We start from the raw sequence: 25,367 nt of genomic DNA on the forward strand, positions 1-25,367 counted from the left end.
GGGTAAAGCCCGTCCGGCGATTGAGGACGAGGCCCGGAGGGCCGATAGGGGGAAAGGGGGCGTAGCCCCCATGGGCAGGGGGGTCAGAGGGCAGCCGTGCCCACGATGCGGGACGGTTCCGTCCACACTGTGGACGTAGGTGGACTGCGCCGAAAGGCGCGTGACACGCTTCCGTCATGTCTCGAGCTGGAACCGCCTTGGTGAGTCGACGCCACGTCGACCTCGGCCGCATGTCCAGCGCCATGTGTCCGGCAAGCTGAGAAAACCCAGCCCCGCCGCTCCCCCCTTTGTCTGACCCACCCCGCACACCACCGCGCCCTCTGCGCGAGTGTGCAGGTCAGAGTCGCTTTCAGCCCGCTGTGAAGGACATACACCCATGGCTGCCAACCCCGAAGACCCCGCGACCGCCGCCCCTCGCGCGCCCGGGCGCAAGGCGAGCCGCCACCGTGGCGAGGGCCAGTGGGCTGCCGGTCACTTCACCCCGCTCAACGGCAACGAACAGTTCAAGAAGGACGACGACGGTCTCAATGTGCGGACACGCATTGAGACGATCTACTCCAAGCGCGGCTTCGACTCCATCGACCCGAACGACCTGCGCGGCCGGATGCGCTGGTGGGGGCTCTACACCCAGCGCAAGCCCGGGATCGACGGCGGCAAGACCGCGATCCTGGAGCCGGAGGAGCTGGACGACGAGTACTTCATGCTGCGGGTGCGCATCGACGGCGGCCGCCTCACCACGGCCCAGTTGCGCGTGATCGGCGAGATCTCGCAGGAGTTCGCCCGCGGCACCGCCGACATCACCGACCGGCAGAACATCCAGTACCACTGGATCCGTATCGAGGACATGCCGGAGATCTGGCGGCGCCTGGAGAGCGTGGGCCTGTCCACGACGGAGGCGTGCGGCGACACCCCGCGCGTCATCCTCGGCTCGCCCGTCGCCGGGATCGCCGAGGACGAGATCATCGACGGCACGCCCGCCGTCGAGGAGATCCACCGCCGCGTCATCGGCAACCCGGCCTTCTCGAACCTGCCGCGCAAGTTCAAGTCCGCGGTCTCGGGATCGCCGCTCCTCGACGTGGCGCACGAGATCAACGACGTCGCGTTCGTCGGCGTGGTGCACCCCGAACTCGGTCCCGGCTTCGACCTGTGGGTCGGCGGCGGACTGTCCACCAACCCCAAGATCGGCCAGCGGCTCGGCGCCTGGGTGCCCCTGGAGGACGTCGCCGATGTCTTCGAGGGCGTCATCTCGATCTTCCGCGACTACGGCTACCGCCGCCTGCGCAACCGGGCCCGCCTGAAGTTCCTCCTCGCCGACTGGGGCACGGCCAAATTCCGCCAGGTCCTTGAGGACGAGTACCTGCTGCGCAAGCTGGCCGACGGCCCCGCCCCCGACCAGCCGGTGCAGCGCTGGCGCGACCACGTCGGTGTGCACCGGCAGCGGGACGGCAGGTTCTACGTCGGGTTCGCCCCGCGCGTCGGCCGCGTCGACGGCACCGTACTGACGAAGATCGCCGACCTGGCCGCCGCACACGGCTCGGGCCGGCTCAGCACCACCGTAGAGCAGAAGATGATCGTGCTCGATGTCGCGGAGGACCAGGTGGACTCGCTGGTCGAGGGGTTGGAGGCGCTGGACCTCACGGTGCGTCCTTCACCGTTCCGGCGCGGCACCATGGCCTGCACGGGCATCGAGTTCTGCAAGCTCGCGATCGTCGAGACCAAGGCGCGCGGCGCCTCGCTCATCGACGAACTGGAGCGCCGCATCCCGGACTTCGACGAGCCCATCACCATCAACATCAACGGCTGCCCGAACGCCTGCGCGCGCATCCAGGTCGCCGACATCGGCCTGAAGGGCCAGCTCGTCCTGGACGCCGACGGCAACCAGGTCGAGGGCTACCAGGTGCACCTGGGCGGCGCGCTCGGCCTGGAGGCCGGGTTCGGGCGCAAGGTGCGCGGCCTGAAGGTCACCGCCACCGAGCTGCCCGACTACGTGGAGCGGGTGCTCAAGCGGTTCCAGGCCGAGCGCACGGACGGCGAGCGGTTCGCCACCTGGGCGGCGCGCGCCTCCGCGGAGGCCCTCTCGTGAGCGAGCGCGCGGCCCCCTTCTACTGCCCCTACTGCGGCGACGAGGACCTGCGGCCGAACGACCAGGGCCATGGCGCTTGGGAATGCGCGGCCTGCAACCGGGCCTTCCAGTTGAAGTTCCTCGGGCTCCTCGCCCGCGGACTTCAGCGCGACGACGTGGGAGGGGAAAAGATATGACGACGACTCAGAAGCTGGACACCGCCACCGCGGCCGAGCTGCGGGCGCTCGCCGAGCAGGCCGGGCGCGACCTCGAAGAGGCCTCCGCGCCCGACATCCTGACGTGGGCGACGGACACCTTCGGCGAGCGGTTCTGCGTGACCTCCTCGATGGAGGACGCGGTGGTCGCCCACCTCGCCGCACGCGTACGGCCCGGTGTGGACGTGGTGTTCCTCGACACCGGCTATCACTTCCCGGAGACCATCGGCACCCGTGACGCCGTCGCCGCCGTCATGGACGTGCACGTCATCACGCTCACGCCCCGGCTCACCGTGGCCGAGCAGGACGCCGAGTACGGCCCGCGACTGCACGAGAGGGACCCCGACCTGTGCTGCGCGATGCGCAAGGTCAAGCCCCTCGAAGAGGGCCTGCGCGGCTATGCCGCCTGGGCGACAGGCCTGCGCCGCGACGAGTCGCCGACCCGCGCGAACACCCCGGTCGTCGGCTGGGACGAGAAGCGGCAGAAGGTCAAGGTCTCGCCGATAGCCCGCTGGAGCCAGGACGACGTGGACGCCTACGTCACCGAGCACGGCGTCCTCACCAACCCGCTGCTCATGGACGGCTACGGCTCCGTGGGCTGCGCGCCCTGCACCCGGCGCCTCCTCGAGGGTGAGGACGCGCGCGCGGGACGGTGGGCGGGACGCACCAAGACCGAGTGCGGGCTGCACGGATGACGACCCATCAGATCATGCGGATCACTCAGGAGACACTTGTGACCGGAGCCACCGTCTGGCTCACGGGCCTGCCCAGCGCCGGCAAGACCACCATCGCGCACGAGCTGGCGCACACGCTGCGCGCCGAGGGCCGCCGCGTCGAGGTGCTCGACGGCGACGAGATCCGCGAGTTCCTCTCCGCGGGCCTCGGCTTCAGCCGCACCGACCGCGACACCAACGTCCAGCGCATCGGCTTCGTCGCCGAGCTCCTCGCCCGCAACGGCGTGCTGGCCCTCGTACCCGTCATCGCGCCGTTCACGGACAGCCGCGAGGCGGTGCGCAAGCGCCACCAGGCGGGAGGCACCCCCTATCTGGAGGTGCACGTGGCAACGCCCGTGGAGGTCTGCTCCGTACGGGACGTGAAGGGCCTGTACGCCAAGCAGGCCGCGGGTGAGATCTCCGGGCTCACCGGTGTCGACGACCCGTACGAGGAGCCCGAGTCACCGGATCTGCGTATCGAGTCGCAGGACCAGACCGTGCAGGAGTCCGCCGCAGCCGTGTACGCGCTGCTCACCGAGAGGGGTCTGGCATGACGACCGCCGCAAGTGTCGAGGCCGCAGGCGACTTCGGGGGCTCCGAGGGGAAGCGCGAGGGCGACAGCCTCTACGCGCTCTCGCACCTGGACGCCCTGGAGTCGGAGGCCGTCCACATCTTCCGCGAGGTCGCGGGCGAGTTCGAGCGGCCGGTGATCCTGTTCTCCGGCGGCAAGGACTCCATCCTCATGCTGCATCTGGCGCTGAAGGCGTTCGCGCCCGCGCCGGTGCCCTTCTCCCTCCTCCACGTCGACACCGGGCACAACTTCCCGGAGGTCATCGACTACCGCGACCGCGTGGTGGCCCGGCACGGGCTGCGCCTGCATGTGGCGTCCGTGCAGGACTACATCGACCGCGGGGTGCTTCGCGAGCGCCCGGACGGCACCCGCAATCCGCTGCAGACGGTGCCGCTCACCGAGAAGATCCAGGCCGAGCGGTTCGACGCGGTCTTCGGCGGCGGCCGGCGCGACGAGGAGAAGGCGCGCGCCAAGGAGCGGGTGTTCTCGCTGCGCGACGAGTTCTCCCAGTGGGACCCGCGCCGCCAGCGCCCGGAGCTGTGGCAGCTCTACAACGGCAGGCACGCGCCCGGCGAGCACGTCCGGGTCTTCCCGCTGTCCAACTGGACCGAGCTCGACGTGTGGCAGTACATCGCCCGGGAGTCCATCGAGCTGCCGGAGATCTACTTCGCGCACGAGCGGGACGTCTTCAAGCGCTCCGGCATGTGGCTGACCGCCGGTGACTGGGGCGGCCCGCGGGGTGAGGAGACCGTCGAGCGGCGTCTGGTGCGCTACCGCACCGTCGGCGACATGTCCTGCACCGGCGCCGTCGACTCCGACGCGACCACCCTGCCCGCCGTGATCACCGAGATCGCCGCGTCCCGGCTGACCGAGCGCGGGGCGACCCGCGCGGACGACAAGCTCTCCGAGGCCGCGATGGAAGACCGCAAGCGCGAGGGGTACTTCTAGCCATGACCAGCAACACCGACACCACCGCCACGGAACTCGCCGGTCTGTCCGCGACCACCCTGCTGCGGTTCGCCACCGCGGGCTCCGTCGACGACGGCAAGTCCACCCTCGTGGGCCGTCTCCTGCACGACTCCAAGTCGGTGCTCACCGACCAGATGGAGGCCGTCGAGCACGCCTCGCGCAGCCGTGGCGGCGAGGGCCCCGACCTGGCGCTGCTCACCGACGGCCTGCGGGCCGAGCGGGAGCAGGGCATCACCATCGACGTGGCGTACCGCTACTTCGCCACGCCCCGGCGCCGCTTCATCCTCGCGGACACCCCGGGCCATGTGCAGTACACCCGCAACATGGTCACGGGCGCGTCGACGGCCGACCTCGCGGTGGTCCTGGTGGACGCCCGCAACGGCGTCATCGAGCAGACCCGCAGGCACGCCGCGGTGGCCGCGCTCCTTCGGGTGCCGCACGTGGTGCTCGCCGTGAACAAGATGGACCTCGTGGAGTACGCGGAGCCGGTGTTCGCCCGGATCGCGGAGGAGTTCACCGCGTACGCGGCCGATCTTGGCGTCCCCGAGATCACGGCGATCCCGATCTCGGCGCTCGCCGGGGACAACGTGGTGGAGCCGTCGTCGAACATGGACTGGTACGGCGGCCCGACGGTCCTGGAGCACCTGGAGACCGTGCCCGTCAGCCACGACCTGACCGGTTGCCACGCGCGCCTTCCGGTGCAGTACGTGATCCGGCCGGGGACCGCCGAGCACCCGGACTACCGGGGCTACGCGGGCCAGATCGCGGCGGGTACCTTCCGCGTCGGCGAATCGGTCACCGTCCTGCCGTCGGGGCGGACCTCGAAGGTCGCGGGCATCGACCTGCTCGGCGAGCCGGTGGACGTGGCGTGGACCCCGCAGTCGGTGACCGTGCTCCTGGAGGACGACATCGACGTCTCGCGTGGTGATCTGCTCGTCCCGAGCAGTGATACGCCGCCGACCTCCCAGGACATCGCGGCCACCGTCTGCCACGTCGCCGACCAGCCGCTCACCGTGGGCCAGCGGGTGCTGCTCAAGCACACGACGCGCACGGTCAAGGCGATCGTGAAACAGATACCGTCCCGGCTGACCCTGGACGACCTGTCCCAGCACCCGAACCCGGAGCGGCTCGTCGCCAACGACATCGGGCGGGTCCTCGTGCGCACCGCGGAGCCGCTGGCGCTCGACGCGTACGCCGACTCGCGGCGCACCGGCTCCTTCCTCCTGATCGACCCGGCGGACGGCACGACGCTGGCGGCCGGCATGGCGGGCGAGGCCTTCGCCAAACCCGTCGGGAGCGCCACCGGTGCCGCGGACGCCGCGGTGCCCGCCGACGACCAGGGCTGGGACTTCTGACCATGGCCTCCATCGACGTGTACGCGACGTTCGCCAAGGAAGGCGGCCGGGTCGGCAGCGGCGCCCTCGGGGCGGGCACGGGCGGTGTCGCCCGATGTGCGTGATGACGTACGCGCACCGCTCGCGCGCCCTCGCCCCTCGCCGTCCCTTCGTACGCAGACGAAGATCCGCCGACATCCACCCGGCCGCGCCCTGACGGTGCGCACCGCCGGGCCAACGAGAGGAACACCTCCCGTGCCTGCCATCCGCACCCTCGGCCCCCGCGCCGACCGCGCGCACCGCAAGGGCCGCATGGCCGCGGCAGCCGCTCTGCCCCTGCTCGCGCTGACGCTCTCCGCCTGCGGGTACGGCTCGGAGTCGGGCAAGGACGACAGCGGCAAGGCGAAGATCGCCGCCGGCGCGAGGAAGATCGACGGACTCGACCAGGTGAAGATCGGGTACTTCCCGAACCTGACGCACGGCACCGCGCTCGTCGGCGACCAGGAAGGCCTGTTCCAGCAGGAGCTGGGCGCGACCAAGGCGACGTACTCGCAGTTCAACGCGGGTCCCTCGGCGATCGAGGCGCTGAACTCCAAGTCCGTCGACATCAGTTGGATCGGCCCGTCGCCCGCGATCAACGGCTACGCCAGGTCCGACGGCGAGAATCTGCGGATCATCGGCGGTTCGGCGTCCGGCGGCGTGAAGCTCGTCGTGAACCCGGAGAAGGTCAAGTCCCTCGGCGACGTCAAGGGCAAGAAGATCGCGACGCCGCAGCTCGGCAACACCCAGGACGTGGCCTTCCTCAACTGGATCAAGGGCAAGGGCTGGAAGGTCGACGCCCAGAGCGGCAAGGGCGACGTCTCCGTGGTCCGCACCGACAACAAGATCACCCCGGACGCCTACAGGTCCGGCTCGATCGACGGCGCCTGGGTGCCGGAGCCGACCGCCTCCAAGCTGGTCTCCGAGGGCGCGAAGGTGCTGCTGGACGAGGCCGACCTGTGGCCGGACAAGAAGTTCGTGATCACCAACATCGTCGTGCGGCAGCAGTTCCTCAAGGACCACCCCAAGGTCGTCGAGGCCGTGCTCAGGGGCGCGGTGAAGACGAACCAGTTCATCGAGGACAACCCGGAGAAGGCGAAGGCCGCGGCCAACGCCAAGCTGAAGCAGCACTCCGGCAAGGAACTGCCCGCCAAGGTCATCGACCCGGCCTGGAAGTCGATCCGGTTCACCAACGACCCGCTGGCGGCGACGCTCGACTCCGAGGCCGAGCACGCCGTGCAGGCGGGCCTCCTCGATCAGCCCGACCTCAAGGGCATCTACGACCTCCGTCCGCTCAACAAGGTCCTGAAGACGGCGGGCGAGCCCGCGGTCGAGGACGCCGGTCTCGGCGTCAAGTAGCCGGATCACGCCCACAGTTCAGGTTCTCAGGAGGTGACGACCATGGGTACGACGCTCACCAAGGCACCCGAAAGCGCCGCACACACCGTGGACGCGGCCGGGGTCGCCGCGCGCATCGAGCACGTCTCGAAGTCCTTCGCCACACCGGCGGGACAGCAACTCGTCCTCGACGACATCACGCTGGATGTCCGACAGGGGGAGTTCGTCACCCTCCTGGGGGCCTCGGGCTGTGGCAAGTCCACACTGCTCAACCTCGTGGCCGGGCTCGACAGGCCGAGTGCGGGCGCCATCGCCACGGACGGCCGCCCGGCCCTGATGTTCCAGGAGCACGCCCTGTTCCCGTGGCTGACCGCGGGCAAGAACATCGAGCTCGCCCTGAAGCTGCGCGGCCTGCCCAAGGCCGAACGGCGCCCCAGGACCGAGGAGTTGCTGACGCTCGTCCGCCTCGACGGCGCGTACGGCAAGCGGGTGCACGAGCTGTCCGGCGGCATGCGCCAGCGCGTCGCCCTTGCCCGGGCGCTCGCCCAGGACAGCAAGCTGCTCCTGATGGACGAGCCGTTCGCGGCGCTCGACGCGATCACCCGGGACGTGCTGCACGACGAGCTGAGCCGGATCTGGCGCGAGACCGGCGTCTCCGTCCTGTTCGTCACGCACAACGTCCGTGAGGCGGTGCGGCTCGCCCAGCGCGTGGTCCTGCTGTCCTCGCGCCCGGGCCGGGTGGCGCACGAGTGGACCGTCGACATCGAGCAGCCGCGCCGCATCGAGGACGCGGCGGTGGCGGAGCTGTCCGTCGAGATCACCGAAGAACTGCGTGGGGAGATCCGCCGACATGGGCAGCACTGAGACGACGACGCCCGCCCCGCGCGAGGGCCAGGAGCGGGACACCCACGACCTGGCAGGTCTTGAGGCGGGCCTGGACGCCCTGGACACCGTGCAGACGGGGCGCCCCCCGCTGCGCGAGACGCTGGTGCAGAAGGTCCTGCCGCCGGTGACGGCGGTCGTGCTCGTCCTGGTCGTGTGGCAGATCCTGGTGTGGGTGAAGGTGACCGACGGCTACAAGCTGCCGGCGCCGGACGCCGTGTGGCAGGAGGTCGAGAACGCCTGGCTCCAGGGCACGCTCCTGGAGTACATCTGGACGTCCGTCTCGCGCGGCATGTTCGGCTTCCTGATGGCCCTAGCCATCGGCACGCCGCTCGGCCTGATCGTGGCGCGGATCAAGTTCGTGCGGGCGGCGATCGGCCCGATCCTGTCAGGACTGCAGTCGCTGCCGTCGGTGGCGTGGGTGCCGCCCGCGGTGATCTGGCTCGGGCTCAACGACAAGATGATGTACGCGGTGATCCTGCTCGGCGCGGTGCCCTCGATCGCCAACGGCCTGGTCTCGGGCGTGGATCAGGTGCCGCCGCTGTTCCTGCGGGCGGGCCGCACCCTCGGCGCGACCGGTCTGCGCGGAACCTGGCACATCGTCATGCCCGCGGCCCTGCCCGGCTATCTCGCGGGCCTGAAGCAGGGCTGGGCGTTCTCCTGGCGGTCCCTGATGGCCGCCGAGATCATCGCGCAGTCCCCGGACCTCGGGATGGGGCTCGGCCAGCTCCTCGAAGCGGGCCGCACCAACAGCAGCATGTCCCAGGTCTTCCTCGCCATCCTGCTGATCCTGATCGTCGGCATCGCCATCGACCTGATCGTCTTCAGCCCCCTGGAGCGGTGGGTACTGCGCAGCCGCGGCCTGCTGGTGAAGAGCTGATCCCATGTACCACCGCACACACCACGCCCGCTCCGAGCGTCCCGAGCACGGCCCCGGCCGTTCCCGCCGGGGCCCGGTCCTCCTCGCCGTCGCGCACGGCAGCCGCGATCCACGGCACGCCGCGACCATAAGGGCCCTGCTGCGCACGGTGCGCGCGCGGCGGCCGGGGCTGCGGGTGGAGGTGGGCTTCCTGGACTTCAACGCCCCCTCCGTGCCCGCCCAGCTCGCCTCCCTCGCCGATGAGGGCGTACGGGACGTCGTCGCCCTGCCGCTCCTCCTCACCCGCGCCTTCCACGCCAAGGCCGACATCCCGGCGGTGCTGCGGGAGGCCCCGCCGGGCCTCAGGGTGCGGCAGGCGGGGGTGCTCGGTCCCGCGCCGCTGCTCCTGACCGCCCTGGAGAGGCGGCTGCACGAGGCGGGGCTCGACCCCGCCGACCGGGCCACGACCGGGGTCGTCCTGGCCTCGGCGGGCTCCACCGATCCGGAGGCGGGCGCAGTGATCGCTGACATCGCGCGGGAGTGGCGGCACACCGGTTGGTGCGCCGTGCGGCCTGCGTTCGCCTCCGCCGCATCGCCCGCCTCCGCCGCCTCTGCCACGGGGCATCCCCCCATCGCCGAGGCGGTGCGCCTGCTGCGGGCCGAGCCCGGGGTGCGGCGGGTGGCCGTCGCGCCCTATGTCCTGGCGCCGGGATTTCTGCCCGACCGGATCGCCCGGGGCGCCGCGGCGGCCGACGCCGATGTCCTCGCCGGCGTACTCGGTGATTCGCCGCTCGTCGCCCGGGTGCTCCTGGACCGTTTCGACGCCTGCCGCCGCTTCACCCCGGAGTGCTCCCCCGCGTCCGCCGCGGCCGAGAACGCCCTCCCGCGCCCGGCCTGATCTTGTTCCGGGCCTCGGCCGGAAACCGCTTGCGGGGCTTCGCGGGGCCCGCATAGCGTCTCGCGGATGACCCTCGAGCCGTTCGCCCCCGAACTGCGGTCCGAGCGCCTCGTGCTCTCCGCGTACGTCGCCTCGGACCAGGCGGACTTCGTCGCCCTGTTCCAGGACGACGCCGTGGGACGCTGGTTCGGCGACGGGATGGAGAGCGCCGACGAGACCAGGGCGCTGTTCGCGCGCCTCTTCAGCATCGTGTACGCGGAGCGGCGCTTCCCGGTGTGGGCGGTGCGCCACAAGGGGCGGTACGCGGGCCACGCCGAGATCAAGCCGTCCCCGGAGCCCTGGCTCGACGGCCACGAGATCGTCTACGGCCTGTCCCGGGAGAGCTGGGGCCTCGGCCTCGGCACGGAACTCGCGGGCCTGCTCACGGACTACGGCCACCACACCCTCGGCCTCGCCGAGGTGCACGCCACCGTGGACGCGCTGAACACGCCGTCCATCACCGTCCTGAAGCGCCTCGGCTACACACAGGGCCGCGAGGTGCGCGAGGACCACGGAGGGACGACGCTCCAGTTCACGTCACGGGCCGAGGATCCGTGCCGGTGACGCGTTCGACGTGTGCGACCAGCTCCGCCACCGGCAACGACCCCGCCGCCCTGCGTTCCTGCGCGAAGGTGTTCGCGAGCCGCTGGAGCGCGTCGTTCACCGGTGTCGGCACCCCGTGCAGCCGTCCGAGCAGCGCGAGCTCGCCGTTGAGGTAGTCGACCTCGATGGTGCCCGTGCCGCGGCTGAGGCTCTGCCAGGAGGAGCCGCCGCGGGGGCCGGTGCCGCCGTCGAGTGGCTGGAGGACGAGCCGCCCCGCGCGGACCTCCAGGTGTTCCTTCTCGCCGACCGCCCCGATCCCGGCTGCGGCGAGCACGGCCTCGCCCTCGGCGCGGGCCATGCGGTTCACCGCGAGGGCGTCCTCGTCGACGACGGGACCCGTGAGCGCCTCGACGGCGTTGGCGAGGTTGGCGAGGAGCTTGCCGTACTTCCAGCGCATCACGTCCTCGACGACGGGCGAGAGCAGCTTCGCGCTCTCCAGGTCGGCGGCGATGCGGTGGGCGGTGGCGTCGGTTCCCGTCGGGTACCGGCCGATGTGCAGGATGCCGGTGTAGGGGGCACCGGCAGCGGCGACGGTGCCGGGCTCGACATGTGTCACGGGCAGCCATACGCACATGCCGTACACCCGGGCGAAGCGGCGCAGGGCCATCCGCTCGCTGTCGACGCCGTTCTGCGCGCAGACCAGCGGCAGCGACTCGGCGGCCGTCGTGCCGCCCTCGACGGGCCGGGTGCTCCAGGCGCTCAGGGCCGCCTCGGAGTCCTGTGTCTTCACGGCGAGGACAAGCACGTCGTCGGGGCGCAGCTCGCCGAGTTCGGCGGGCTCCGACACGACGGGCAGTCGGTGGGTGCGGGTGCCGTCGGGTGTCGTGAGCGTGAGCCCGCGCTCCCGCAGCGTCCGCAGGTGCGCGCCCCGCGCGACCAGGACGACATCGTGCCCCGCCTCTGCGAGGCGCCCGCCGACGCTGCCGCCGACGGCCCCCGCTCCGATGATGATGTAGCGCATACGGGGAGCCTCGCACAGATGATCACTGAACGGTCAATAATTCGACAGCCTTTGTGGGCGGCGCCCTCGTCGGCACCCCGCCGTCCTTGACCTTGCCCCTGGGTCAGACCGCACGCTCCCGCCATGGACAGCGACTACCTGACCCAGAGCCCGTACAGCGACCCCGGCCCCCGCCTCGACGCCCTGCTCGGCGGGGCCCCGCTCCCCCGCGACCCGGCCGCCCTCGCCGCCGTCGTACGCGGTGTGCTGCTGCACCGCGAGGAAGGCGGCAGATTCAATTACACCGTGCCCGACGACCGGTTGCACGGGGACGCCGAGTCGCGGTACGTCCGCGAGATCCTGCGCATCCTCGGCGAGCGCGGCAGCACGGTGCTCACCGAACCCCGGGAGCCGGGCGCGCGGTTCGTGGCCACCTGCCGGGACTTCGCGCTGCTGCTCTGCTCCCTGCTGCGCGCCACCGGCACGCCCGCGCGCCTGCGGTGCGGCTACGGCACGTACTTCGAACCTGGCTTCCACGACAACCACTGGGTGACGGAGTACTGGCGGGACGGGCACGGCTGGGTCCTCACGGACGCACAGTTGCTCGGCGGTCTGTACGAACACGTCCACTTCGACCCCATGGACGTACCGCGTGACCAGTTCCTGGTCGCCGGGGACGCGTGGCGGGCGTGCCGGGACGGGCGCGCGGACCCGCAGACGTTCGGGGTGAGCACGGTCCTAGAGATCAGGGGCCTCGGCCTGGTGCGTGCCGACGTGGTGGCCGACCTCGCCGCGCTCGGCGGCGTGGAGCCGCTGCCGTGGGACGGCTGGGGTCTGATGGAGAAGGACGACGCGGACGTCACGGACGACGAGCTTGCCCTGCTCGACACGGTGGCGGCCGCCTCGTCGGCGGCGGGCGGCGCGACGACGCCGCTACGGTCCGACGAGGTACGGCGGCTCCTCGCGGACCCGCGCCTGGCCGTGCCGGGCGAGGTCGTCTCGCACGCCACCTACCTCGGGTCGCGCACGGTCGTCCTGGAGCCCGTCACGGTGTGAACGGCGTGCCCTGATGGAACCAGAGGAGCCAGCCGCCGCCGGAGCGCTGCCACAGCGAACTGCGGTGCACCAGGCGGCCGTTGGTGTCCGTGTCGAAGGTCAGGTGCACCACGTCGTCGGCGAGCTGGACGCCCCGCATACGGGAGGTGGTGGTGGGGCGGTCGCCCGGCCCCGGCTTGGCCGTGAGGACCTTGACGATCGACTCGCGGTCCCAGCGCGCCCCGGAAGCGCCGAACTCGGTGAACTCGGGGTGCAGCAGCGCACCGAAAAGGACGGGCGACGCCCGCACCTCGGGGTCGAGCAGCCGCAGCTCGTTCTCGATGGCGGCTTCGACGGCGGGCGTACGCCCGGGGGGTACGGGCGCGTCAGCCATCGGTCATCTCCACGAGCTTGGTGACGGTGTTCCAGTTGCGGCTGGTGGCGACGAGGCCCTTGGTGATCGAGGGGCGCGTGAGGGCCTCGGCGAGCCTTGAGCGCCCGAGGCCGTCGGGCGCGTACAGATACAGGGCGCGATCGCCCAGCCGGAACTCCTCCGGCAGGTAGGCCCCTTGGTCGAGGGGGGCGAACCGGTCGGCGTCGACGGGCGCCGAGAAGTACGTGACGTGCAGTTGCCTGCCTTCCAGCGTGTCCGCGGGGAAGGGGCAGGCGGCCGCCACCGCTTTCAGGTACGCCGCGTCGCGCACCAGGACGTCGACCGTGAACCCGTACTCCCGCTCCAGGGCCGCGGTCACACCGGCGGCCAAGGAGTCCTCGTCGCCGTGGTCCGCGGTGAAGACGGCGTTGCCGCTCTGCAGGTGGGTCCGTACGTCGCCGTGGCCGAGCCCTTCGAGGAGCGCGCGCAGGCGCGGCATCGGAACTTTTCTGCTGCCGCCCACATTGATGCCGCGCAGCAGTGCCGCGTAGATCTTCGTCGCCATGCGCACACAATAAGGCGGCCGCCGTGCCCCGTGGGGGTGGGCACGACGACCGCCGGCTTCAGGGGGCCGTGATTACTCGACGACCTTCAGGAGCTTGTTGGGGGTGCCCTCGCTCGGGTTGGAGATCTTGTCGGCGGTGGCGCCGTCGGTCAGGGCCTTGGCGACGGCGTCGGGCTTGGCGTCCTTGTGGGCGCCGAGGTAGACGGCGGCGGCGCCCACGACGTGCGGGGTCGCCATCGAGGTGCCGGAGATGGTCTTCGTGGCGTCGTCACCGGTGTTCCAGGCGGACGTGATGTCCGAGCCCGGGGCGTAGATGTCCACGGAGGAGCCGAAGTTGGAGAAGTCCGACTGCTGGTCGTCCTTGGTGGAGGAGGCGACCGTGATGGCTTCCTTGACGCGGGCGGGGGAGCCCTGGCTCGCGTCGCTCGACTCGTTGCCCGCGGCCACGCCGAAGGTGACACCGGCGGCGATGGCCTTGCGGACGGCCTCGTCCAGGGCCTCGTCGGCACCGCCGCCGAGGCTCATGTTGGCGACGGAGGGGCCCTGGTGGTTCTTGGTGACCCAGTCGATGCCGGCGACGACCTGCTCGGTGGTGCCGGAGCCCTGGTCGTCGAGGACACGGACGCCGACGATCTTCGCCTTCTTGGCGACACCGTGCGCGGCACCGGCGATGGTGCCCGCGACGTGGGTGCCGTGGCCGTTGCCGTCGTCGGCGTTGTCGTCGTTGTCGACGGCGTCGAAGCCGGAGGTGGCGCGGCCGCCGAAGTCCTTGTGGCTGACGCGGACGCCGGTGTCGATGACGTACGCGGTGACGCCCTCGCCCGCGGCGTCGGGGTACGTGTACTTCTTGTCGCCGGCCGTTTCGGCCTGGTCGACGCGGTCGAGGCCCCACGACGGCGGGTTGTCCTGGGTGGCGTCGATGGAGAACTTCTTGCTCTGCACGACCTTGCCGACGGCCGGGTCGGCGGCCAGGCGCTTGGCCTCGGTCTCGGTCAGGCTCTTGGCGGCGAAGCCGTTGACGGCCGAGGAGTAGTTGCGGCTGAGCTTGCCGCCGTACTCCTTGGCGAGCTCGGACTTGGCTCCCTTGTCGGCCTTCTCGTCGAGCAGCACGATGTAGCTGCCGTCTACGGCGCCCTCGGCGTCCGCGCCGTAGACCTTGCCCTCGGCGGGGGTCGAGGCCCCGGCGAACGAACCGGCGAAGACGGTCACACCCACCGCGGTGGCGGCGGTGGCTATCGCAGCGGTGAGCTTCATCGTGCGAGCGCGCTTGTGAGTTGCCATGAAGAGGGGTCTCCTCGTGGTTTCTGTGGGGGGATGTGGGGGGTTCAAAGCCTTTGTGCAGTTGTGCAGCCATGACGGCGACACCCGGGTCACTCCGAAAGAACTGAAGATCTCCGGGCGTTGGGACGAAACCTTGTCTGAATGACGCGCGCAGATCAATACCTTCATGCGCCTGTGACTTGTTCAACAAGGTTCTGTAATAACAAAAAGGGGACGCCGTCACAGTTCGGACACCTCGCAGGTGCGAGGCCTCCCCGATCGGATCCCGGCCTACCCGCGCAGCCGCCAAATCCCCGGGGTCGGCCGTTCCTTGGGGCGCCCAACTGCCGCCGAAGCGCCCCACGGAGCGTCACATCACGCCCGGCCGGAGGCCCGCCCCAGCTCCTCCTCGATCAGGTCGGCCGCCCGCTTCGTGCCGCCCTCGCCCGCCATGCCCGCGCGCACCTCCTCGAGGCGGCGCGCCACCTCCGGGTCGTCGACGAGCGCGAGCACCGCCGCGCGCAGCGACTCGGCGTCGGCCTCCGCCATCGGCAGATGCCGGGCGACACCGAGGCCCTGGAGCATGTCCGCGTTGCCGAACTGGTCGACGGCCTGCGGCACTGCCACCATCGGCGTCGCGGTCGCGAGTCCCTCCTGGCAGCCGCCGGCTCCGGCGTGCGTGACGAAGGCGTCGGCCTGCCGCAGGATCGCGAGCTGCGGGACCCAGTCGCGCACCTCGACGCCCGCGGGGACCTCGCCGAGCTCGGCGGGGTCGACGTGCCTGCCGATCTGGAGCACCAGATGCCAGTTGGGCAGGTCGCCGAAGGCCTTGACGCACTCGCGGTAGAAGCCGGGCTGTTTGGTGAAGGACGAGCCGAGCGAGACGAGCACCACCTTCTCCGCGTCCGCGGGCCGCTCCCAGTCGCCCTGCGCGGTCCGGTCCCCCTGACAGGCGCCGACGAAGGTGTGCACGCGCTCGTCGACCCGGTCGGCGTTCGGCTGGAGCGCCTTGGGGATGAGGACGAGCGAGCGCGGCGGGCGGCCGACGAACGGGTCGGGGTGCTGGTCGACCCCGTTCTCCTTGAGCCAGGCCGCGAAGCGCGCGACGTACGCCTGCCCGCGCTCGGTCGCGAGCAGCGGCTCGTACAGGGGTGCCGCGACCTCCTCCTCGTACCCCTCCCAGGCCACCAGGTTCGGTGACAGGGAGATCTCGGGGACGCCCCACTGACGGGCGAGGACGCGTGCGGGGTAGGACGTGATGTCGTACAGGACGAGGTCCGGCTCATCGCCCTCGTACGCGGCGCGCAGGTGCGGCAGCGCGTTGATCGCGTCGGCGAGGAACGGCTCGATGTTGTCGATGAGGGTGTCGCCCCAGGCCTCCGGGTCGTCGTCGGCGCCCGGCAGGGTGGTGGGGTAGAGCACGGGTTCGGCCCCGGTCTCCGCGACCTTCTTCTCGAACGCGTGCGGGATCGCGTACGTGACGCGGTGGCCGCGGGCGACGAGTTCCCTGATCACTTCGAGGCTCGGGTTCACGTGCCCGTGGGCCGCGATGGAGAACATGGCGATGTGGGCACGCTTGCGTGTGGTCATGCCCCGACCCTAGGCGAGACGAGACGTCTCGTGCAAGTTTTTTCCCGCCCCGCCGCCCTCGTCCGCCCTACTCCTCACCCACCCCCGCGTTGTAGCGCGACAGATACTCCGCGAAACGCTCCAGGTCCGGCCCGCTCCACCCCGCCAGACGCTCCCGGAACGCCACCCGGCGGCTGTCCGTGACCTGGGCGAGAACGCCCGTACCGCGCCCGGTGAGGTGCAGGACCTGCACGCGCTGGTCGGCCGGGTCGGGGCGCCGCTCCACGAGCCCCGCCCTCTCCAGGGCCGCGACCTGCCGGCTGATGGTCGACTTGTCCAGCGTGTAGTACGCCGCCAGATCCGTGGCCCGGCAGCCGCCCCGGTCCTCCAGGTGCCCGAGGAGCGTGTACGACACCAGGGACAGCTCGGGGTGCATCCGGGCCGCCGTGGCCCGCGCCCGCCGCGCGAACGCGGTCATCTCACGCTGGATGATCTCGATCGACCCGCCCCGCCCGGGCTCGTTCTCGGTCACGGTTTCCACCCCCTCCGGGAATGGTTGTACAGTACAACATTGATCGAAGGTTGTACTTGCCAACCACTTTGCCGCACCCCTTCCCGACCCCCTGCGAGGTCTCCATGACGGCCACCCCCCACGGCCCGCTCCGCCACGTCCTCATTCATCTCGTGACTCCCCTGCTGATGTGCCTGGGCATGGGCCTCGCCTACATGAGCGCCTTCGTGACGCCGGAGCCGCACGACCTGCCCGTCGCGGTCGTCGGCACGGACGCCCGGGCGCACGCGTTCGCCCGGTCCGTCGCGGACGGAGCGGGGGACGCCCTCGACGTCCGTACCCTCGGCTCCCGCGCCGAGGCCGTCGACGCCCTGAAGTCACTCGACATATCGGGCGCTTACGTCCCCGATGCCAAGAGCCCCGAACTCCTTGTGGCCTCCGCGGGCTCCGACATGAGCGCGCTGGCCACGGAGAAGGCCTTCACGCCGGTCGCCGCCGCCCAGGGCATGCCGCTGAAAATCACTGATGTGGCGGCTCCCGTCGACGACGATCCCACGGGCCAGGGCCTGTTCTTCCTCCTTGTCGCCGTGAGCATCGGCTCGTACGCGTCGGTCGCCGCGCTCGGCGCCGCGGGGGCGGGCCTGCGGATGCGTACGCGTGCCGCGCTCGCCGCGGGGGTCTCCTTCGCCGTCAGCCTGATCGGGGCGGCGCTCGCGGGGCCCGTGTTCCACCTCGCGCACCACGGCCTGGCGGGCGTGTGGGCGATGGCGTGGCTGTACTCGGCGGGCATCCTGTTCATCGGCCTCGGCCTGCACACGTTCCTGAAGCGGTGGACGACGCTCGCGATGATGGTCCTGTTCGTGATGCTCAACTTCACCTCGTCCGGCGGCCTCTTCAGGCCCGAGCTCCAGAACGGCTTCTACGGCTCGCTGCACTCCTTCTGGAACGGCGCGGGCTTCGTCGAGGGCGTCCGCGGCCACCTCTACTTCGCCGGACACGACCTCGCCCGGTCGGTGTGGACACTGCTCGCCTGGCTGACGGCGGGCCTGGTGCTCACCGCGGTGGCGGCGCTGACGGAACGGCGCCGGGCCGCCGTGGACACGCCGGGGGACGCTGTCGAAGAGGAGACAGATGAGGCAGGGGAGGAAGAGGAGATGGAGGAGTCGGTGGGCGTATGAGGGACCGGTGTACGGGACCGGACCCCCGGGCCGTACACCGAGGCCGAGGCACCGGCCCCGTGCGCCGGGACTGAGGTCCCGGCTCCGTACGCCGAGGCCTCAGCGCTGGTAGCGCTTGAGGACCAGGTTGCCGTCCTTCACCAAGCGGTCGCGGAGTTCGTCCATGCCGATCGCGCCGCTGTAGTACTCCTGGAGCGCCGGTGTCGCGATCTTGTCCATCCACTCCGGGTAGCCGCGCACCGACTGGGCGGGCGCCGGACGCAGATACTTCGCGAGGGCAGTGCCGGTCGCCCAGTCGTGTCTCCTCGTACGCAGCGCCGGATCCTTCAGGGCCGTCGTGCCGGTGGGCAGCATCCAGTCGCCGCGGGCGAGCCGCACCATGTTGGCGGGCCGCAGGAAGAAGTCGATGAACGCGGCGGCCTCCTTCTTGTGCGGGCTGTCCTCGGCTACCGACAGGGTCTGCGGGCTGACGCCCTGGGCGAGTCCGTCCCGCCCGGCGGGCGCGGGAAGCACCTGCCAGTCGAAGCCCTTCGGCGCCTGCTGGACGATCTGCTGACGGTAGGAGAACCCGAGCGGCACCATGGCGTACTTGCCGCCGAAGAACCCGGGCAGCGTGTCCGAGCCGCCCATGCCGAGGGTGCTGCCCGATGCGCTCCCGTCCACGTTGACCTGGTCGTGGACGGTGCGCGGGACCACTTCGTCGCCCTCGTCGAAGCGGATGTCGACCTTCCCGTCGGCGTCCCGGTGGAAGAGCTGCCCGCCCGCCGAGAGGGACAGGTTGAGCGTCGCGGACACGGGTTCCTTCAGCGGCCAGGCCACCCCGAACTTGTCCTTGCCGCTGCTCAGTTCCTTCGTCACCGACCGGAACTCCGCCCAGCTCCACGGCTTCTGCGGGGTCGGGATGCGGACGCCGGACTCCCTGAGCCAGGTGGCGTTGGCGATCAGGACGCGCGGCTCCTGGAGGAACGGCACACCGTAGACCTTGCCGCCGAAGGTCGCCGTCTCCCAGCTCGCCCGCGGGATGTCCGCCTTCAGGCGCCCCGGCAGGAGCTTGCCGAGGTCGGCGAGGTAACCCCCGTACGCGAAGTCCGCGAGGTCGTCGGAGGCGTCGTGGATGATGTCCGGCGCCTCACCGCCCTCGAACGAGGTCAGGAGCTGGTCGTGGATGCTCGTCCAGCTCCCCTGGACGTACTCCACCCGCACGTCCGGGTGGGTGGCGTTCCACTCCTCCACCAGCTCCTTGTTGGCCTCGACCGACTCCTGCTGCCAGGCGAGGGACTGGAAGCGCAGCGTGATCCGGCCCCCTGAGTCACGGTCGCCGCCGCCGTCGGAACAGGCGGACAGGAGCAGGACGAGCGCGGCGGCCACGGCACCGAGCGCGCGCACCCGGGCGCCCATCAGCTCTTCACCGCCCCGGCCAGCATCCCGCCGGTGATCCGCTTCTGGATGACGGCGAAGACGACCAGCGACGGCAGGGTCGCGAGGAACGCGGCGGCGGCGAGCGGGCCGAGGTCGGCCGTGCCCTCCGCGCCGATGAAGTGCGTGAGGACGACCGGCAAGGTCTGCTTCTCCGGGGTCTTGAGCAGGACGAGGGCGAAGAAGAACTCGTTCCACGCGGTGATGAAGGCGAACAGGGCCGTCGCCACGATGCCGGGCGCGAGCAGCGGCGCGGTCACCGAGACGAGCGTGCGCAGCCTGCTCGCGCCGTCGACCGCGGCGGCCTCCTCCAGCTCGGCCGGCACGGCGCGGACGTACCCGACGAGCATCCACAGCGCGAACGGCAGCGCCCACACCACGTACACCATGATCAGACCGGGCAGCGAGTTGATCAGGTGCAGGTTCTTCAGGACCAGGAACAGCGGGATGATCACCAGGACGAACGGGAACGCCTGGCTGACCACGACCCAGCCGGTCGCGGCCCGCGCGAGCAGCGTGCGGTGCCGTGCCATCACGTACGCCATCGGGGTCGCGATGACGACGGCGACGACGGCCGCGCTCAGGGCGGCGATCAGCGAGTTCCCGGCGGCTTCGAGCAGCGGCTGCTCGTCGAAGGCCTGCCGGTAGTTGGCGAGGGTCGGGTCCTCGGGGACCCAGGTGGGGTGCAGGCTGCCGAGCTCGCGGGCCGGTTTGAAGGAGGTGGAGATCAGCCAGAGGAAGGGGAAGGCGAGGAAGACGAGGTAGGCGAGGAGCGCGAGGTACTGACCCGCGCGGGCGGGGCCGCTGGTCCGGCTCCTCCTGGGGCGGACGGCACTGGTCCTGCTCGTACTGGTCCTGCTCGTACTGGTCCTGCTCGTACTGGTCCTGCTCGTACGGCGCGTACGGGAGGTCATCGCTCGTCGCCTCCCCTCAGTCGGCCCACCAGGTACACGGCGAGCAGCACCGAGATCACCGCGACCATCACACAGCCCATCGCCGCCGCGTAGCCGAACTGGCCGTAGCGGAAGGCCTCTTCGTACGCGAACAGCATCGGGAGCCGGGTGCGGCCGCCGGGGCCGCCGTTGGTCAGGACGTAGACCAGGGCGAAGGAGTTGAAGTTCCAGATGAAGTTGAGGGCCGTGATGGCGAGCGCGATGGGCTTCAGGGCGGGCCAGGTGACGGTGCGGAAGCGACGCCAGGCGCCCGCACCGTCCATCTCGGCGGCCTCGTGCAGTTCGCGCGGCACGTTCTGCAGTCCGGCGAGCAGCGCGACCGTCGTCTGCGGCATGCCCGCCCAGACGCCGACGACGATGACGGCGGGCAGCGCCGAGCCGATGCCGGTGAGCCAGTCCCGGCCGTCGCCGAGGCCCAGATCGCGCAGGGTCTCGTTGAGGATGCCCGCGTCCGGGTTGTAGACGAGCCGCCACATGATGCCGACGACCACTTCCGGCATCGCCCACGGGACGATCGCGAGCGACCGGGCCAGCCAGCGGAAGCGGAGGTTCTGGCTGAGCAGCAGCGCGAGGCCGAGGGCAAGGAGGAACTGCGGCACGGTCACACCGACCGCCCACAGCAGGCCGATACGGAAGGAGTCCCAGAACAGGGTGTCGTGCAGCAGGTCCTGGAAGTTGAGCAGGCCGATCCACTCGGTGGGCTCGGTGCGGCCCGACTGGGAGTCGGTGAAGGCCAGCGAGATCCCGTAGAGCAGCGGGCCGACGCTCAGCACGAGGATCGGCAGGAGCGCGGGCAGGACGAGGAACCAGGCACCGTGGTCGAGCACCCCGCCCGGCGGAGCACTCTTCCCCGGGGCCCTGCCCCTGCCCTTGGCCTTGCGTCTGCCCTTGCCGGACCGCTGCTTCGCGGTCGCCAATGTCACGGAATCGGCTCCTTTGGGCGGCTGATCGGGTTTTGGCCGCCCAGGCGGCCCCCGTCATCGTGCTGATGTGACCTGGATACGTCAAGCAACCGCGCAGCCGGAAGTCGGGTCTGGCCTGTGCGAATGCGAGACTTGTGCGGCGGTCGCAGGGCCCCGGCCGCGGGTGGGCCACAGGGTGCGGGTACGCGGGAGTGCGTGGCCGCGGGAGTGCGGAGGCGATGGATGGACGAGGCACGGGCGCGGGACGTCCTGGACGCGGCGGGTGTCGGGGCGGGGGCCCGGGACCGGGCCGAGTTGCTCGCGCTCGGCGAGAACGCGGTGTTCGCCGTGGAGGACCTCGTCGTGAAGGTCGGCAGGGACGCGCCGGAGCTCCTCGACCGGGCGCGGCGTGAGCTCGCCGTCGCGGGGTGGCTGCGGGACTGCGAGGTGCCGGCTGTGCGGGCCGCCGAGGCGGAGCCGCGGTTGGTCGCCGGGCATCCGGTGACGCTCTGGCACCGGCTGCCCGGCGCGGTGCGGCCCGCTGCCGCGGGGGATCTGGCGGGGCTCCTCCGCCTGGTGCACGCGCTGCCCGCTCCGCCCTTCGCACTGCCGCGGCGGGAGTTGCTCGGCGGGGTCGAGCGGTGGCTGCGGCTTGCCGGGGACGCGGTGGACGTCGAGGACGCGGACTATCTGCGCGAGCGTCGCGACGGGTTCGACGCCGCCGCGGCCGCGCTTGTGCCGCACCTCGCTCCCGGGCCCGTCCACGGGGACGCGCTGCCGCGCAACGTCCTGGTGGGCCCGGACGGTCCCGTCCTCGTCGACCTGGAGACGTTCTCCTGCGACCTGCGGGAGCACGACCTGGTGGTCATGGCGCTCTCCCGGGATCGGTACGGGCTCGGGGACGAGGCCTATGGGGAGTTCACCCGGGGATACGGGTGGGATGTTCGGGAGTGGGAGGGGTGTGGGGTGCTGCGGGGGGCTCGGGAGACGGCTAGCTGTGCGTGGGTTGCCCAGCATGCGCCGGGCAACCCTGCCGCCTTGGCCGAGTTTCGCCGCCGCGTGGCGTCCCTCCGGGACGGGGACCCCACCGTCCGCTGGCACCCGTTCTGACCGGCTCTTCCCCCACCCGCCCGTACAGCTCCGGTCCGGCCCACCCGACTGCCGTCGACAAGCGGCTCGTCCTGGGCCGAGTGGTCAGCCGGTGAAGGTTTCGGGGCCGAAGCGGCCCCACGCCAGGAACAGAGCCAGAGCGAGGTAGACCAGGTCGCCCGCGACCGTCGCTCTCTCGCCGCGGCGGAGGCGCATGGTCAGTGCTCCGGCGAACAGCAGCACCAGTCCGGTGGCGGCCAGCGGCACCAGTACGGGCGCGATGTCCAGCGCGGCGGGCAGGATCAGGCCCGCCGCGGCCAGGAGTTCGACGACGCCGATGGCCTTGAGGGCACCGGGACTGAAGTCCTCGACCCATCGGGTGGCGGCGCCGCCCATGAGGGCCAGCTTCTCCTTGGGCAGGAACATTTTCGCGCTGCCGGTGAGGCAGACGGCGGCCATCAGTCCGGCGACGATCCAGAGTGCGAGGTCCATCATCAGTTCCTTGATCGCGGATTGTCTGCTTTCCCCCGGAGACGAGACAGCGACCTCGCCTGTGACACCGCCGGGATTCGTGTCCGGGGAGGCGTGGATCACACGCGTCCGCGTCACAGGACGTCGGGCTGCCTCGTCTCGGGTGTGTAACCACCGACGAGCACGGAGGAGCACATCATGGACGCGCGACTGAACTACTTCGCCGACCCGACGGCCAAAAAGGTCCTCAAGTACCTCATGTCGGCGGGCAAGACGCTCAAGGAGTCGACATTGCCTGCCGCGACGCAGGAGCTGGTGGCCCTGCGTGTGAGCCAGATCAACGGCTGCGCCGTCTGCGTCGACATGCACACCAAGGAGGCCTCCGCGGCCGGCGAGACCACGGTGCGCCTGAACCTGGTGGCGGCGTGGCGGGAGGCCGAGGTCTTCACCGGGGCCGAGCGTGCCGCGCTGGAGTTGGCGGAGCAGGGGACCCGGGTCGCGGACGCGGCCGCCGGGGTGAGCGACAAGGTGTGGGAAGGTGCCGCGAAGCACTACGACGAGGAGCAGCTCACCGCTCTGGTACTCCTGGTCTCCTTCATGAACATGGCGACCCGGATGAATGTCATCGCCCAACAGCAGGGCGGCGACTACGAGGTCGGGCAGTTCCACTGAACGGCCATGACCGGGCTGCCCGGGGCGCTGTCACGGGCCCCGGGCACGGGGCGTTGCACAGTCCCGCCGACGGACCGCAAATTCACCAGAATGTGCCCGCGTCGGGAACCGCGACCGGGCGGGAGACCCAAGGGAGAAAGGGAGATGCGGCATGCACAAGGTCGCGGAATTCGAGGAGCTGCGGCCGCTCCTGTTCTCGATCGCCTACCGGATTCTGAGCAGCGTGAGCGAGGCTGAGGACGCCGTGCAGGAGACATGGCTGCGCTTCGACGGCTCGCCCACCCTTCCCACGTCGGTCAAGGCGTTTCTCTCCACCACGGTGACCCGGATCTCGATCGACGTACTGCGCTCCGCGCGGGTGCGGCGGGAGCAGTACATGGGCCCGTGGTTTCCCGAGCCGCTGCTCAGCGACCCGTACCAGGATCCGGCGCGCTCGGCGGAGCTGGCCGATTCGGTGTCGATGGCGGCGTTGCTGCTGCTTGAGCGGCTCAGCCCGCTGGAACGGTCGGTGTTCGTGCTGCGGGAGGTGTTCGGCTTCGGGTTCGGCGATATCGCCTCGGCTGTGGGACGTTCGGAGGCGGCGTGCCGGCAACTGCTGGTACGGGCACGGCGGCACATGGAGGCCGGGCGACCGCGGTTCCAAGTGGACCGCGACGAGCGTGCGGAGCTGGCGACGCGGTTCTTCGACGCCCTCCGCGAAGGCGACGTCGCCGGTCTGCGGGATCTGCTCGCCGCCGACGTGTCGATGGTTGGGGACGGCGGTGGCAGGGCTCCGCAACTGGCCAAGGCCGTCGTCGGTGCCGAGAACGTGGCCCGGCTGCTGGCCTCCGTGTTCCCGCTGATGGCCCGGATCGACGTGACGTTCGAGCCGCACGAGGTCAATGGCCAGCCCGGCGCGATCTTCCGCGACCGGGACGGCAAAGTCCTCCATGCTCTGGCCCTCGACGTGCTCGACGGGCAGATCCAGACCATCCGCTCGGTGATCAATCCCGACAAGCTCGGCCATCTCGGGCCGGTCGCTGACGCCTGGGCTGTCGACCGCGAGGTGAAGCAGGCCCGCCAGCAGATGAAGTGACCTCGGGACGGGCGCGGCTCGGCTCGTTCGCCGGCAGCTCAGGTCAGCGGCCGCAGCTCGGCCGGTGGGGGTGTACGCCTGGGTCAGGCGGGGGCGTTCGCGTCCTCGCGCAAGGGCCATGTGCCGTCCACAACGGCGGCGGCGTCCCCCTTGCGGCGGAGGAAGGACTGGAAGTCGGCCGCCCACTCGGCGTACCAATGGACCTGCCGCCGATGCAGCTCGGCCACGCCGAGTTCGGCGACCTTGGGGTGGCGCGCACCTATCGCGCAGGCGAGGAGCGCGGCGGCGAGGGCGTCGGACGAGGCGTCGTGGGCCGACTCCAGGACGACGCCGTACTCCTTGCAGACCGCTTCGAGGTTGCGCTTGCCGGGGCGATACCGGTCGACGGAGCGGTCGATGGTGTACGGGTCGATGACCGGCGCGGGCTCCGCACCGCCGAGCCGCTCCCGCAGCGACGCGAGCCCGTGCCTGCGCAGCTCGGCGGAGAGCAGGCTCAGGTCGAACGCGGCGTTGTACGCGACGACGGGGACGCCCGACTGCCAGGCGGAGACCAGGACCCCGGCCATCGCGTCGGCGACCTCCGCGGCGGGCCTGCCCTCGGCGGCGGCCCGCTCGTCGGTGATGCCGTGCACGGCGACCGCGTCCGGCGGGATCGGCACGCCGGGGTCGGCGAGCCACTCGCGGCGGCCCAGCTCCTGCCCGGCCCTGACCTCGATCACCGCCCCGGTGACGATGCGCGCCTCGCGCGGATCCGTGCCCGTCGTCTCCAGGTCGAAGCCGATCAGCAGCTCCCGGTGCCAGCCCATGGCCGCCCCCTTCGTCGTGGTGCTTTCCCC

At 71.1% G+C, this 25,367-nt stretch carries 28 protein-coding genes; 17 read left to right on the plus strand and 11 right to left on the minus strand.

What is annotated here, in order from left to right; translation table 11 throughout:
• Nucleotides 1-176 precede the first annotated feature (176 nt).
• From IG78_RS52485 to IG78_RS0133030, 12 genes are all read left to right on the plus strand, one after another.
• Nucleotides 177-260: a putative leader peptide gene (locus tag IG78_RS52485; protein ID WP_318657890.1), complete on the plus strand. Its 84-nt coding sequence runs from the start codon at nucleotides 177-179 to the stop codon at nucleotides 258-260.
• 116 nt (nucleotides 261-376) lie between these two features.
• Nucleotides 377-2,083, plus strand: a complete 1,707-nt coding sequence (locus IG78_RS0132975) for a nitrite/sulfite reductase (RefSeq protein ID WP_030570437.1) — start codon at nucleotides 377-379, stop codon at nucleotides 2,081-2,083.
• Complete coding sequence (locus IG78_RS0132980; RefSeq protein WP_030570439.1) at nucleotides 2,080-2,259, plus strand: hypothetical protein; 180 nt, start codon at nucleotides 2,080-2,082, stop codon at nucleotides 2,257-2,259. Before IG78_RS0132975 ends, IG78_RS0132980 begins: the two co-directional genes overlap by 4 nt.
• Nucleotides 2,256-2,972: a phosphoadenylyl-sulfate reductase gene (locus tag IG78_RS0132985; protein WP_030570441.1), complete on the plus strand. Its 717-nt coding sequence runs from the start codon at nucleotides 2,256-2,258 to the stop codon at nucleotides 2,970-2,972. The genes IG78_RS0132980 and IG78_RS0132985 overlap by 4 nt, the downstream gene beginning before the upstream one ends.
• Nucleotides 2,973-2,986: 14 nt before the next feature.
• Nucleotides 2,987-3,544 (plus strand): adenylyl-sulfate kinase, encoded by a 558-nt coding sequence (gene cysC / locus IG78_RS0132990; RefSeq protein ID WP_030570443.1) that lies wholly within the window; start codon nucleotides 2,987-2,989, stop codon nucleotides 3,542-3,544.
• On the plus strand, nucleotides 3,541-4,509 hold the full coding sequence (cysD, locus tag IG78_RS0132995) for a sulfate adenylyltransferase subunit CysD (RefSeq protein ID WP_030570445.1): 969 nt from the start codon (nucleotides 3,541-3,543) through the stop codon (nucleotides 4,507-4,509). Before cysC ends, cysD begins: the two co-directional genes overlap by 4 nt.
• Before the next feature lie 2 nt (nucleotides 4,510-4,511).
• Nucleotides 4,512-5,885 carry a sulfate adenylyltransferase subunit 1 gene (locus IG78_RS0133000; protein ID WP_030570447.1) on the plus strand — a complete coding sequence of 458 codons (1,374 nt, stop codon included), beginning with the start codon at nucleotides 4,512-4,514 and terminating at the stop codon, nucleotides 5,883-5,885.
• A gap of 291 nt (nucleotides 5,886-6,176) precedes the next feature.
• Nucleotides 6,177-7,262 carry an ABC transporter substrate-binding protein gene (locus IG78_RS0133010; RefSeq protein ID WP_030570452.1) on the plus strand — a complete coding sequence of 362 codons (1,086 nt, stop codon included), beginning with the start codon at nucleotides 6,177-6,179 and terminating at the stop codon, nucleotides 7,260-7,262.
• 42 nt (nucleotides 7,263-7,304) lie between these two features.
• A complete protein-coding gene (locus IG78_RS0133015; protein ID WP_030570454.1) occupies nucleotides 7,305-8,105 on the plus strand; it encodes an ABC transporter ATP-binding protein in 801 nt (266 codons plus the stop codon).
• Nucleotides 8,092-9,003 (plus strand): ABC transporter permease, encoded by a 912-nt coding sequence (locus IG78_RS0133020; protein ID WP_030570457.1) that lies wholly within the window; start codon nucleotides 8,092-8,094, stop codon nucleotides 9,001-9,003. The genes IG78_RS0133015 and IG78_RS0133020 overlap by 14 nt, the downstream gene beginning before the upstream one ends.
• A 4-nt stretch (nucleotides 9,004-9,007) precedes the next feature.
• Nucleotides 9,008-9,880 (plus strand): sirohydrochlorin chelatase, encoded by an 873-nt coding sequence (locus IG78_RS0133025; protein ID WP_051853143.1) that lies wholly within the window; start codon nucleotides 9,008-9,010, stop codon nucleotides 9,878-9,880.
• A 66-nt stretch (nucleotides 9,881-9,946) separates the two neighbouring features.
• Complete coding sequence (locus tag IG78_RS0133030; protein ID WP_030570462.1) at nucleotides 9,947-10,483, plus strand: GNAT family N-acetyltransferase; 537 nt, start codon at nucleotides 9,947-9,949, stop codon at nucleotides 10,481-10,483.
• On the opposite strand, the gene IG78_RS0133035 is transcribed toward IG78_RS0133030, so the two are convergent.
• Nucleotides 10,452-11,483 carry a ketopantoate reductase family protein gene (locus IG78_RS0133035; RefSeq protein WP_030570465.1) on the minus strand — a complete coding sequence of 344 codons (1,032 nt, stop codon included), beginning with the start codon at nucleotides 11,481-11,483 and terminating at the stop codon, nucleotides 10,452-10,454. The genes IG78_RS0133030 and IG78_RS0133035 overlap by 32 nt on opposite strands.
• A 123-nt stretch (nucleotides 11,484-11,606) precedes the next feature.
• Here IG78_RS0133035 and IG78_RS0133040 point away from each other — a divergent pair, with 123 nt between their 5' ends.
• Nucleotides 11,607-12,518, plus strand: coding sequence for a transglutaminase-like domain-containing protein (locus tag IG78_RS0133040; RefSeq protein WP_030570468.1), 912 nt, complete (start codon nucleotides 11,607-11,609; stop codon nucleotides 12,516-12,518).
• On the opposite strand, the gene IG78_RS0133045 is transcribed toward IG78_RS0133040, so the two are convergent.
• From IG78_RS0133045 to IG78_RS0133065, 5 genes are all read right to left on the minus strand, one after another.
• Nucleotides 12,508-12,891 (minus strand): nuclear transport factor 2 family protein, encoded by a 384-nt coding sequence (locus IG78_RS0133045; RefSeq protein ID WP_030570471.1) that lies wholly within the window; start codon nucleotides 12,889-12,891, stop codon nucleotides 12,508-12,510. The two genes, IG78_RS0133040 and IG78_RS0133045, sit on opposite strands and share 11 nt — an antisense overlap.
• On the minus strand, nucleotides 12,884-13,435 hold the full coding sequence (locus IG78_RS0133050) for a DUF1697 domain-containing protein (protein ID WP_030570473.1): 552 nt from the start codon (nucleotides 13,433-13,435) through the stop codon (nucleotides 12,884-12,886). Before IG78_RS0133050 ends, IG78_RS0133045 begins: the two co-directional genes overlap by 8 nt.
• A 72-nt stretch (nucleotides 13,436-13,507) precedes the next feature.
• Nucleotides 13,508-14,716: a S8 family peptidase gene (locus tag IG78_RS0133055; RefSeq protein ID WP_030570475.1), complete on the minus strand. Its 1,209-nt coding sequence runs from the start codon at nucleotides 14,714-14,716 to the stop codon at nucleotides 13,508-13,510.
• A gap of 354 nt (nucleotides 14,717-15,070) precedes the next feature.
• Entirely contained in the window at nucleotides 15,071-16,285 is a 1,215-nt protein-coding gene (mgt, locus tag IG78_RS0133060) for a macrolide-inactivating glycosyltransferase (protein WP_030570478.1), read from the minus strand.
• Between the two features lie 67 nt (nucleotides 16,286-16,352).
• Complete coding sequence (locus IG78_RS0133065; RefSeq protein ID WP_051853150.1) at nucleotides 16,353-16,742, minus strand: MarR family winged helix-turn-helix transcriptional regulator; 390 nt, start codon at nucleotides 16,740-16,742, stop codon at nucleotides 16,353-16,355.
• A gap of 158 nt (nucleotides 16,743-16,900) precedes the next feature.
• Here IG78_RS0133065 and IG78_RS0133070 point away from each other — a divergent pair, with 158 nt between their 5' ends.
• On the plus strand, nucleotides 16,901-17,953 hold the full coding sequence (locus IG78_RS0133070; RefSeq protein ID WP_030570484.1) for a membrane protein: 1,053 nt from the start codon (nucleotides 16,901-16,903) through the stop codon (nucleotides 17,951-17,953).
• Between the two features lie 99 nt (nucleotides 17,954-18,052).
• Here IG78_RS0133070 and IG78_RS0133075 read toward each other — a convergent pair whose 3' ends face one another.
• Genes IG78_RS0133075 through IG78_RS0133085 form a run of 3 tightly spaced genes read right to left on the minus strand, consistent with a single transcriptional unit; the run spans nucleotide 18,053 to nucleotide 21,245 of the window.
• Nucleotides 18,053-19,351, minus strand: coding sequence for an ABC transporter substrate-binding protein (locus IG78_RS0133075; RefSeq protein WP_030570487.1), 1,299 nt, complete (start codon nucleotides 19,349-19,351; stop codon nucleotides 18,053-18,055).
• A complete protein-coding gene (locus IG78_RS0133080) occupies nucleotides 19,351-20,283 on the minus strand; it encodes a carbohydrate ABC transporter permease (RefSeq protein WP_051853144.1) in 933 nt (310 codons plus the stop codon). Before IG78_RS0133080 ends, IG78_RS0133075 begins: the two co-directional genes overlap by 1 nt.
• Nucleotides 20,280-21,245, minus strand: coding sequence for a carbohydrate ABC transporter permease (locus IG78_RS0133085; RefSeq protein WP_030570493.1), 966 nt, complete (start codon nucleotides 21,243-21,245; stop codon nucleotides 20,280-20,282). Before IG78_RS0133085 ends, IG78_RS0133080 begins: the two co-directional genes overlap by 4 nt.
• A 222-nt stretch (nucleotides 21,246-21,467) precedes the next feature.
• Here IG78_RS0133085 and IG78_RS0133090 point away from each other — a divergent pair, with 222 nt between their 5' ends.
• Nucleotides 21,468-22,334 carry a phosphotransferase enzyme family protein gene (locus IG78_RS0133090; protein WP_030570495.1) on the plus strand — a complete coding sequence of 289 codons (867 nt, stop codon included), beginning with the start codon at nucleotides 21,468-21,470 and terminating at the stop codon, nucleotides 22,332-22,334.
• An 84-nt stretch (nucleotides 22,335-22,418) separates the two neighbouring features.
• On the opposite strand, the gene IG78_RS0133095 is transcribed toward IG78_RS0133090, so the two are convergent.
• Nucleotides 22,419-22,805, minus strand: a complete 387-nt coding sequence (locus tag IG78_RS0133095; RefSeq protein ID WP_030570498.1) for a DoxX family protein — start codon at nucleotides 22,803-22,805, stop codon at nucleotides 22,419-22,421.
• Nucleotides 22,806-22,982: 177 nt separating this feature from the next.
• Between IG78_RS0133095 and IG78_RS0133100 the strand changes: the two genes are divergently transcribed.
• Both IG78_RS0133100 and IG78_RS0133105 read left to right on the plus strand, forming a co-directional pair.
• Nucleotides 22,983-23,456 (plus strand): carboxymuconolactone decarboxylase family protein, encoded by a 474-nt coding sequence (locus IG78_RS0133100; protein WP_030570501.1) that lies wholly within the window; start codon nucleotides 22,983-22,985, stop codon nucleotides 23,454-23,456.
• A gap of 151 nt (nucleotides 23,457-23,607) precedes the next feature.
• A complete protein-coding gene (locus IG78_RS0133105; RefSeq protein ID WP_030570504.1) occupies nucleotides 23,608-24,531 on the plus strand; it encodes an RNA polymerase sigma-70 factor in 924 nt (307 codons plus the stop codon).
• Between the two features lie 83 nt (nucleotides 24,532-24,614).
• Here the strand turns inward: IG78_RS0133105 and IG78_RS0133110 are convergent, their stop codons facing one another.
• Nucleotides 24,615-25,337, minus strand: a complete 723-nt coding sequence (locus IG78_RS0133110) for a 3'-5' exonuclease (RefSeq protein WP_030570507.1) — start codon at nucleotides 25,335-25,337, stop codon at nucleotides 24,615-24,617.
• Nucleotides 25,338-25,367: the final 30 nt, after the last annotated feature.

Origin of the sequence: Streptomyces aureocirculatus, from assembly GCF_000720475.1 — a bacterium.
GTDB classification, from domain to species: domain Bacteria; phylum Actinomycetota; class Actinomycetes; order Streptomycetales; family Streptomycetaceae; genus Streptomyces; species Streptomyces aureocirculatus.

What these genes read in the sequence shown, in the direction of transcription:
- IG78_RS52485 (WP_318657890.1), top strand. Translation starts at nt 177, where the DNA reads ATGTCTCGAGCTGGAACCGCCTTGGTGAGTCGACGCCACGTCGACCTC.
- IG78_RS0132975 (WP_030570437.1), top strand. Translation starts at nt 377, where the DNA reads ATGGCTGCCAACCCCGAAGACCCCGCGACCGCCGCCCCTCGCGCGCCC.
- IG78_RS0132985 (WP_030570441.1), top strand. Translation starts at nt 2,256, where the DNA reads ATGACGACGACTCAGAAGCTGGACACCGCCACCGCGGCCGAGCTGCGG.
- cysC (WP_030570443.1), top strand. Translation starts at nt 2,987, where the DNA reads ATGCGGATCACTCAGGAGACACTTGTGACCGGAGCCACCGTCTGGCTC.
- cysD (WP_030570445.1), top strand. Translation starts at nt 3,541, where the DNA reads ATGACGACCGCCGCAAGTGTCGAGGCCGCAGGCGACTTCGGGGGCTCC.
- IG78_RS0133000 (WP_030570447.1), top strand. Translation starts at nt 4,512, where the DNA reads ATGACCAGCAACACCGACACCACCGCCACGGAACTCGCCGGTCTGTCC.
- IG78_RS0133010 (WP_030570452.1), top strand. Translation starts at nt 6,177, where the DNA reads ATGGCCGCGGCAGCCGCTCTGCCCCTGCTCGCGCTGACGCTCTCCGCC.
- IG78_RS0133015 (WP_030570454.1), top strand. Translation starts at nt 7,305, where the DNA reads ATGGGTACGACGCTCACCAAGGCACCCGAAAGCGCCGCACACACCGTG.
- IG78_RS0133020 (WP_030570457.1), top strand. Translation starts at nt 8,092, where the DNA reads ATGGGCAGCACTGAGACGACGACGCCCGCCCCGCGCGAGGGCCAGGAG.
- IG78_RS0133025 (WP_051853143.1), top strand. Translation starts at nt 9,008, where the DNA reads ATGTACCACCGCACACACCACGCCCGCTCCGAGCGTCCCGAGCACGGC.
- IG78_RS0133030 (WP_030570462.1), top strand. Translation starts at nt 9,947, where the DNA reads ATGACCCTCGAGCCGTTCGCCCCCGAACTGCGGTCCGAGCGCCTCGTG.
- IG78_RS0133035 (WP_030570465.1), bottom strand. Translation starts at nt 11,483, where the DNA reads ATGCGCTACATCATCATCGGAGCGGGGGCCGTCGGCGGCAGCGTCGGC.
- IG78_RS0133040 (WP_030570468.1), top strand. Translation starts at nt 11,607, where the DNA reads ATGGACAGCGACTACCTGACCCAGAGCCCGTACAGCGACCCCGGCCCC.
- IG78_RS0133045 (WP_030570471.1), bottom strand. Translation starts at nt 12,891, where the DNA reads ATGGCTGACGCGCCCGTACCCCCCGGGCGTACGCCCGCCGTCGAAGCC.
- IG78_RS0133050 (WP_030570473.1), bottom strand. Translation starts at nt 13,435, where the DNA reads ATGGCGACGAAGATCTACGCGGCACTGCTGCGCGGCATCAATGTGGGC.
- IG78_RS0133055 (WP_030570475.1), bottom strand. Translation starts at nt 14,716, where the DNA reads ATGGCAACTCACAAGCGCGCTCGCACGATGAAGCTCACCGCTGCGATA.
- mgt (WP_030570478.1), bottom strand. Translation starts at nt 16,285, where the DNA reads ATGACCACACGCAAGCGTGCCCACATCGCCATGTTCTCCATCGCGGCC.
- IG78_RS0133065 (WP_051853150.1), bottom strand. Translation starts at nt 16,742, where the DNA reads ATGACCGCGTTCGCGCGGCGGGCGCGGGCCACGGCGGCCCGGATGCAC.
- IG78_RS0133070 (WP_030570484.1), top strand. Translation starts at nt 16,901, where the DNA reads ATGACGGCCACCCCCCACGGCCCGCTCCGCCACGTCCTCATTCATCTC.
- IG78_RS0133075 (WP_030570487.1), bottom strand. Translation starts at nt 19,351, where the DNA reads ATGGGCGCCCGGGTGCGCGCGCTCGGTGCCGTGGCCGCCGCGCTCGTC.
- IG78_RS0133080 (WP_051853144.1), bottom strand. Translation starts at nt 20,283, where the DNA reads ATGACCTCCCGTACGCGCCGTACGAGCAGGACCAGTACGAGCAGGACC.
- IG78_RS0133090 (WP_030570495.1), top strand. Translation starts at nt 21,468, where the DNA reads ATGGACGAGGCACGGGCGCGGGACGTCCTGGACGCGGCGGGTGTCGGG.
- IG78_RS0133095 (WP_030570498.1), bottom strand. Translation starts at nt 22,805, where the DNA reads ATGGACCTCGCACTCTGGATCGTCGCCGGACTGATGGCCGCCGTCTGC.
- IG78_RS0133100 (WP_030570501.1), top strand. Translation starts at nt 22,983, where the DNA reads ATGGACGCGCGACTGAACTACTTCGCCGACCCGACGGCCAAAAAGGTC.
- IG78_RS0133105 (WP_030570504.1), top strand. Translation starts at nt 23,608, where the DNA reads ATGCACAAGGTCGCGGAATTCGAGGAGCTGCGGCCGCTCCTGTTCTCG.
- IG78_RS0133110 (WP_030570507.1), bottom strand. Translation starts at nt 25,337, where the DNA reads ATGGGCTGGCACCGGGAGCTGCTGATCGGCTTCGACCTGGAGACGACG.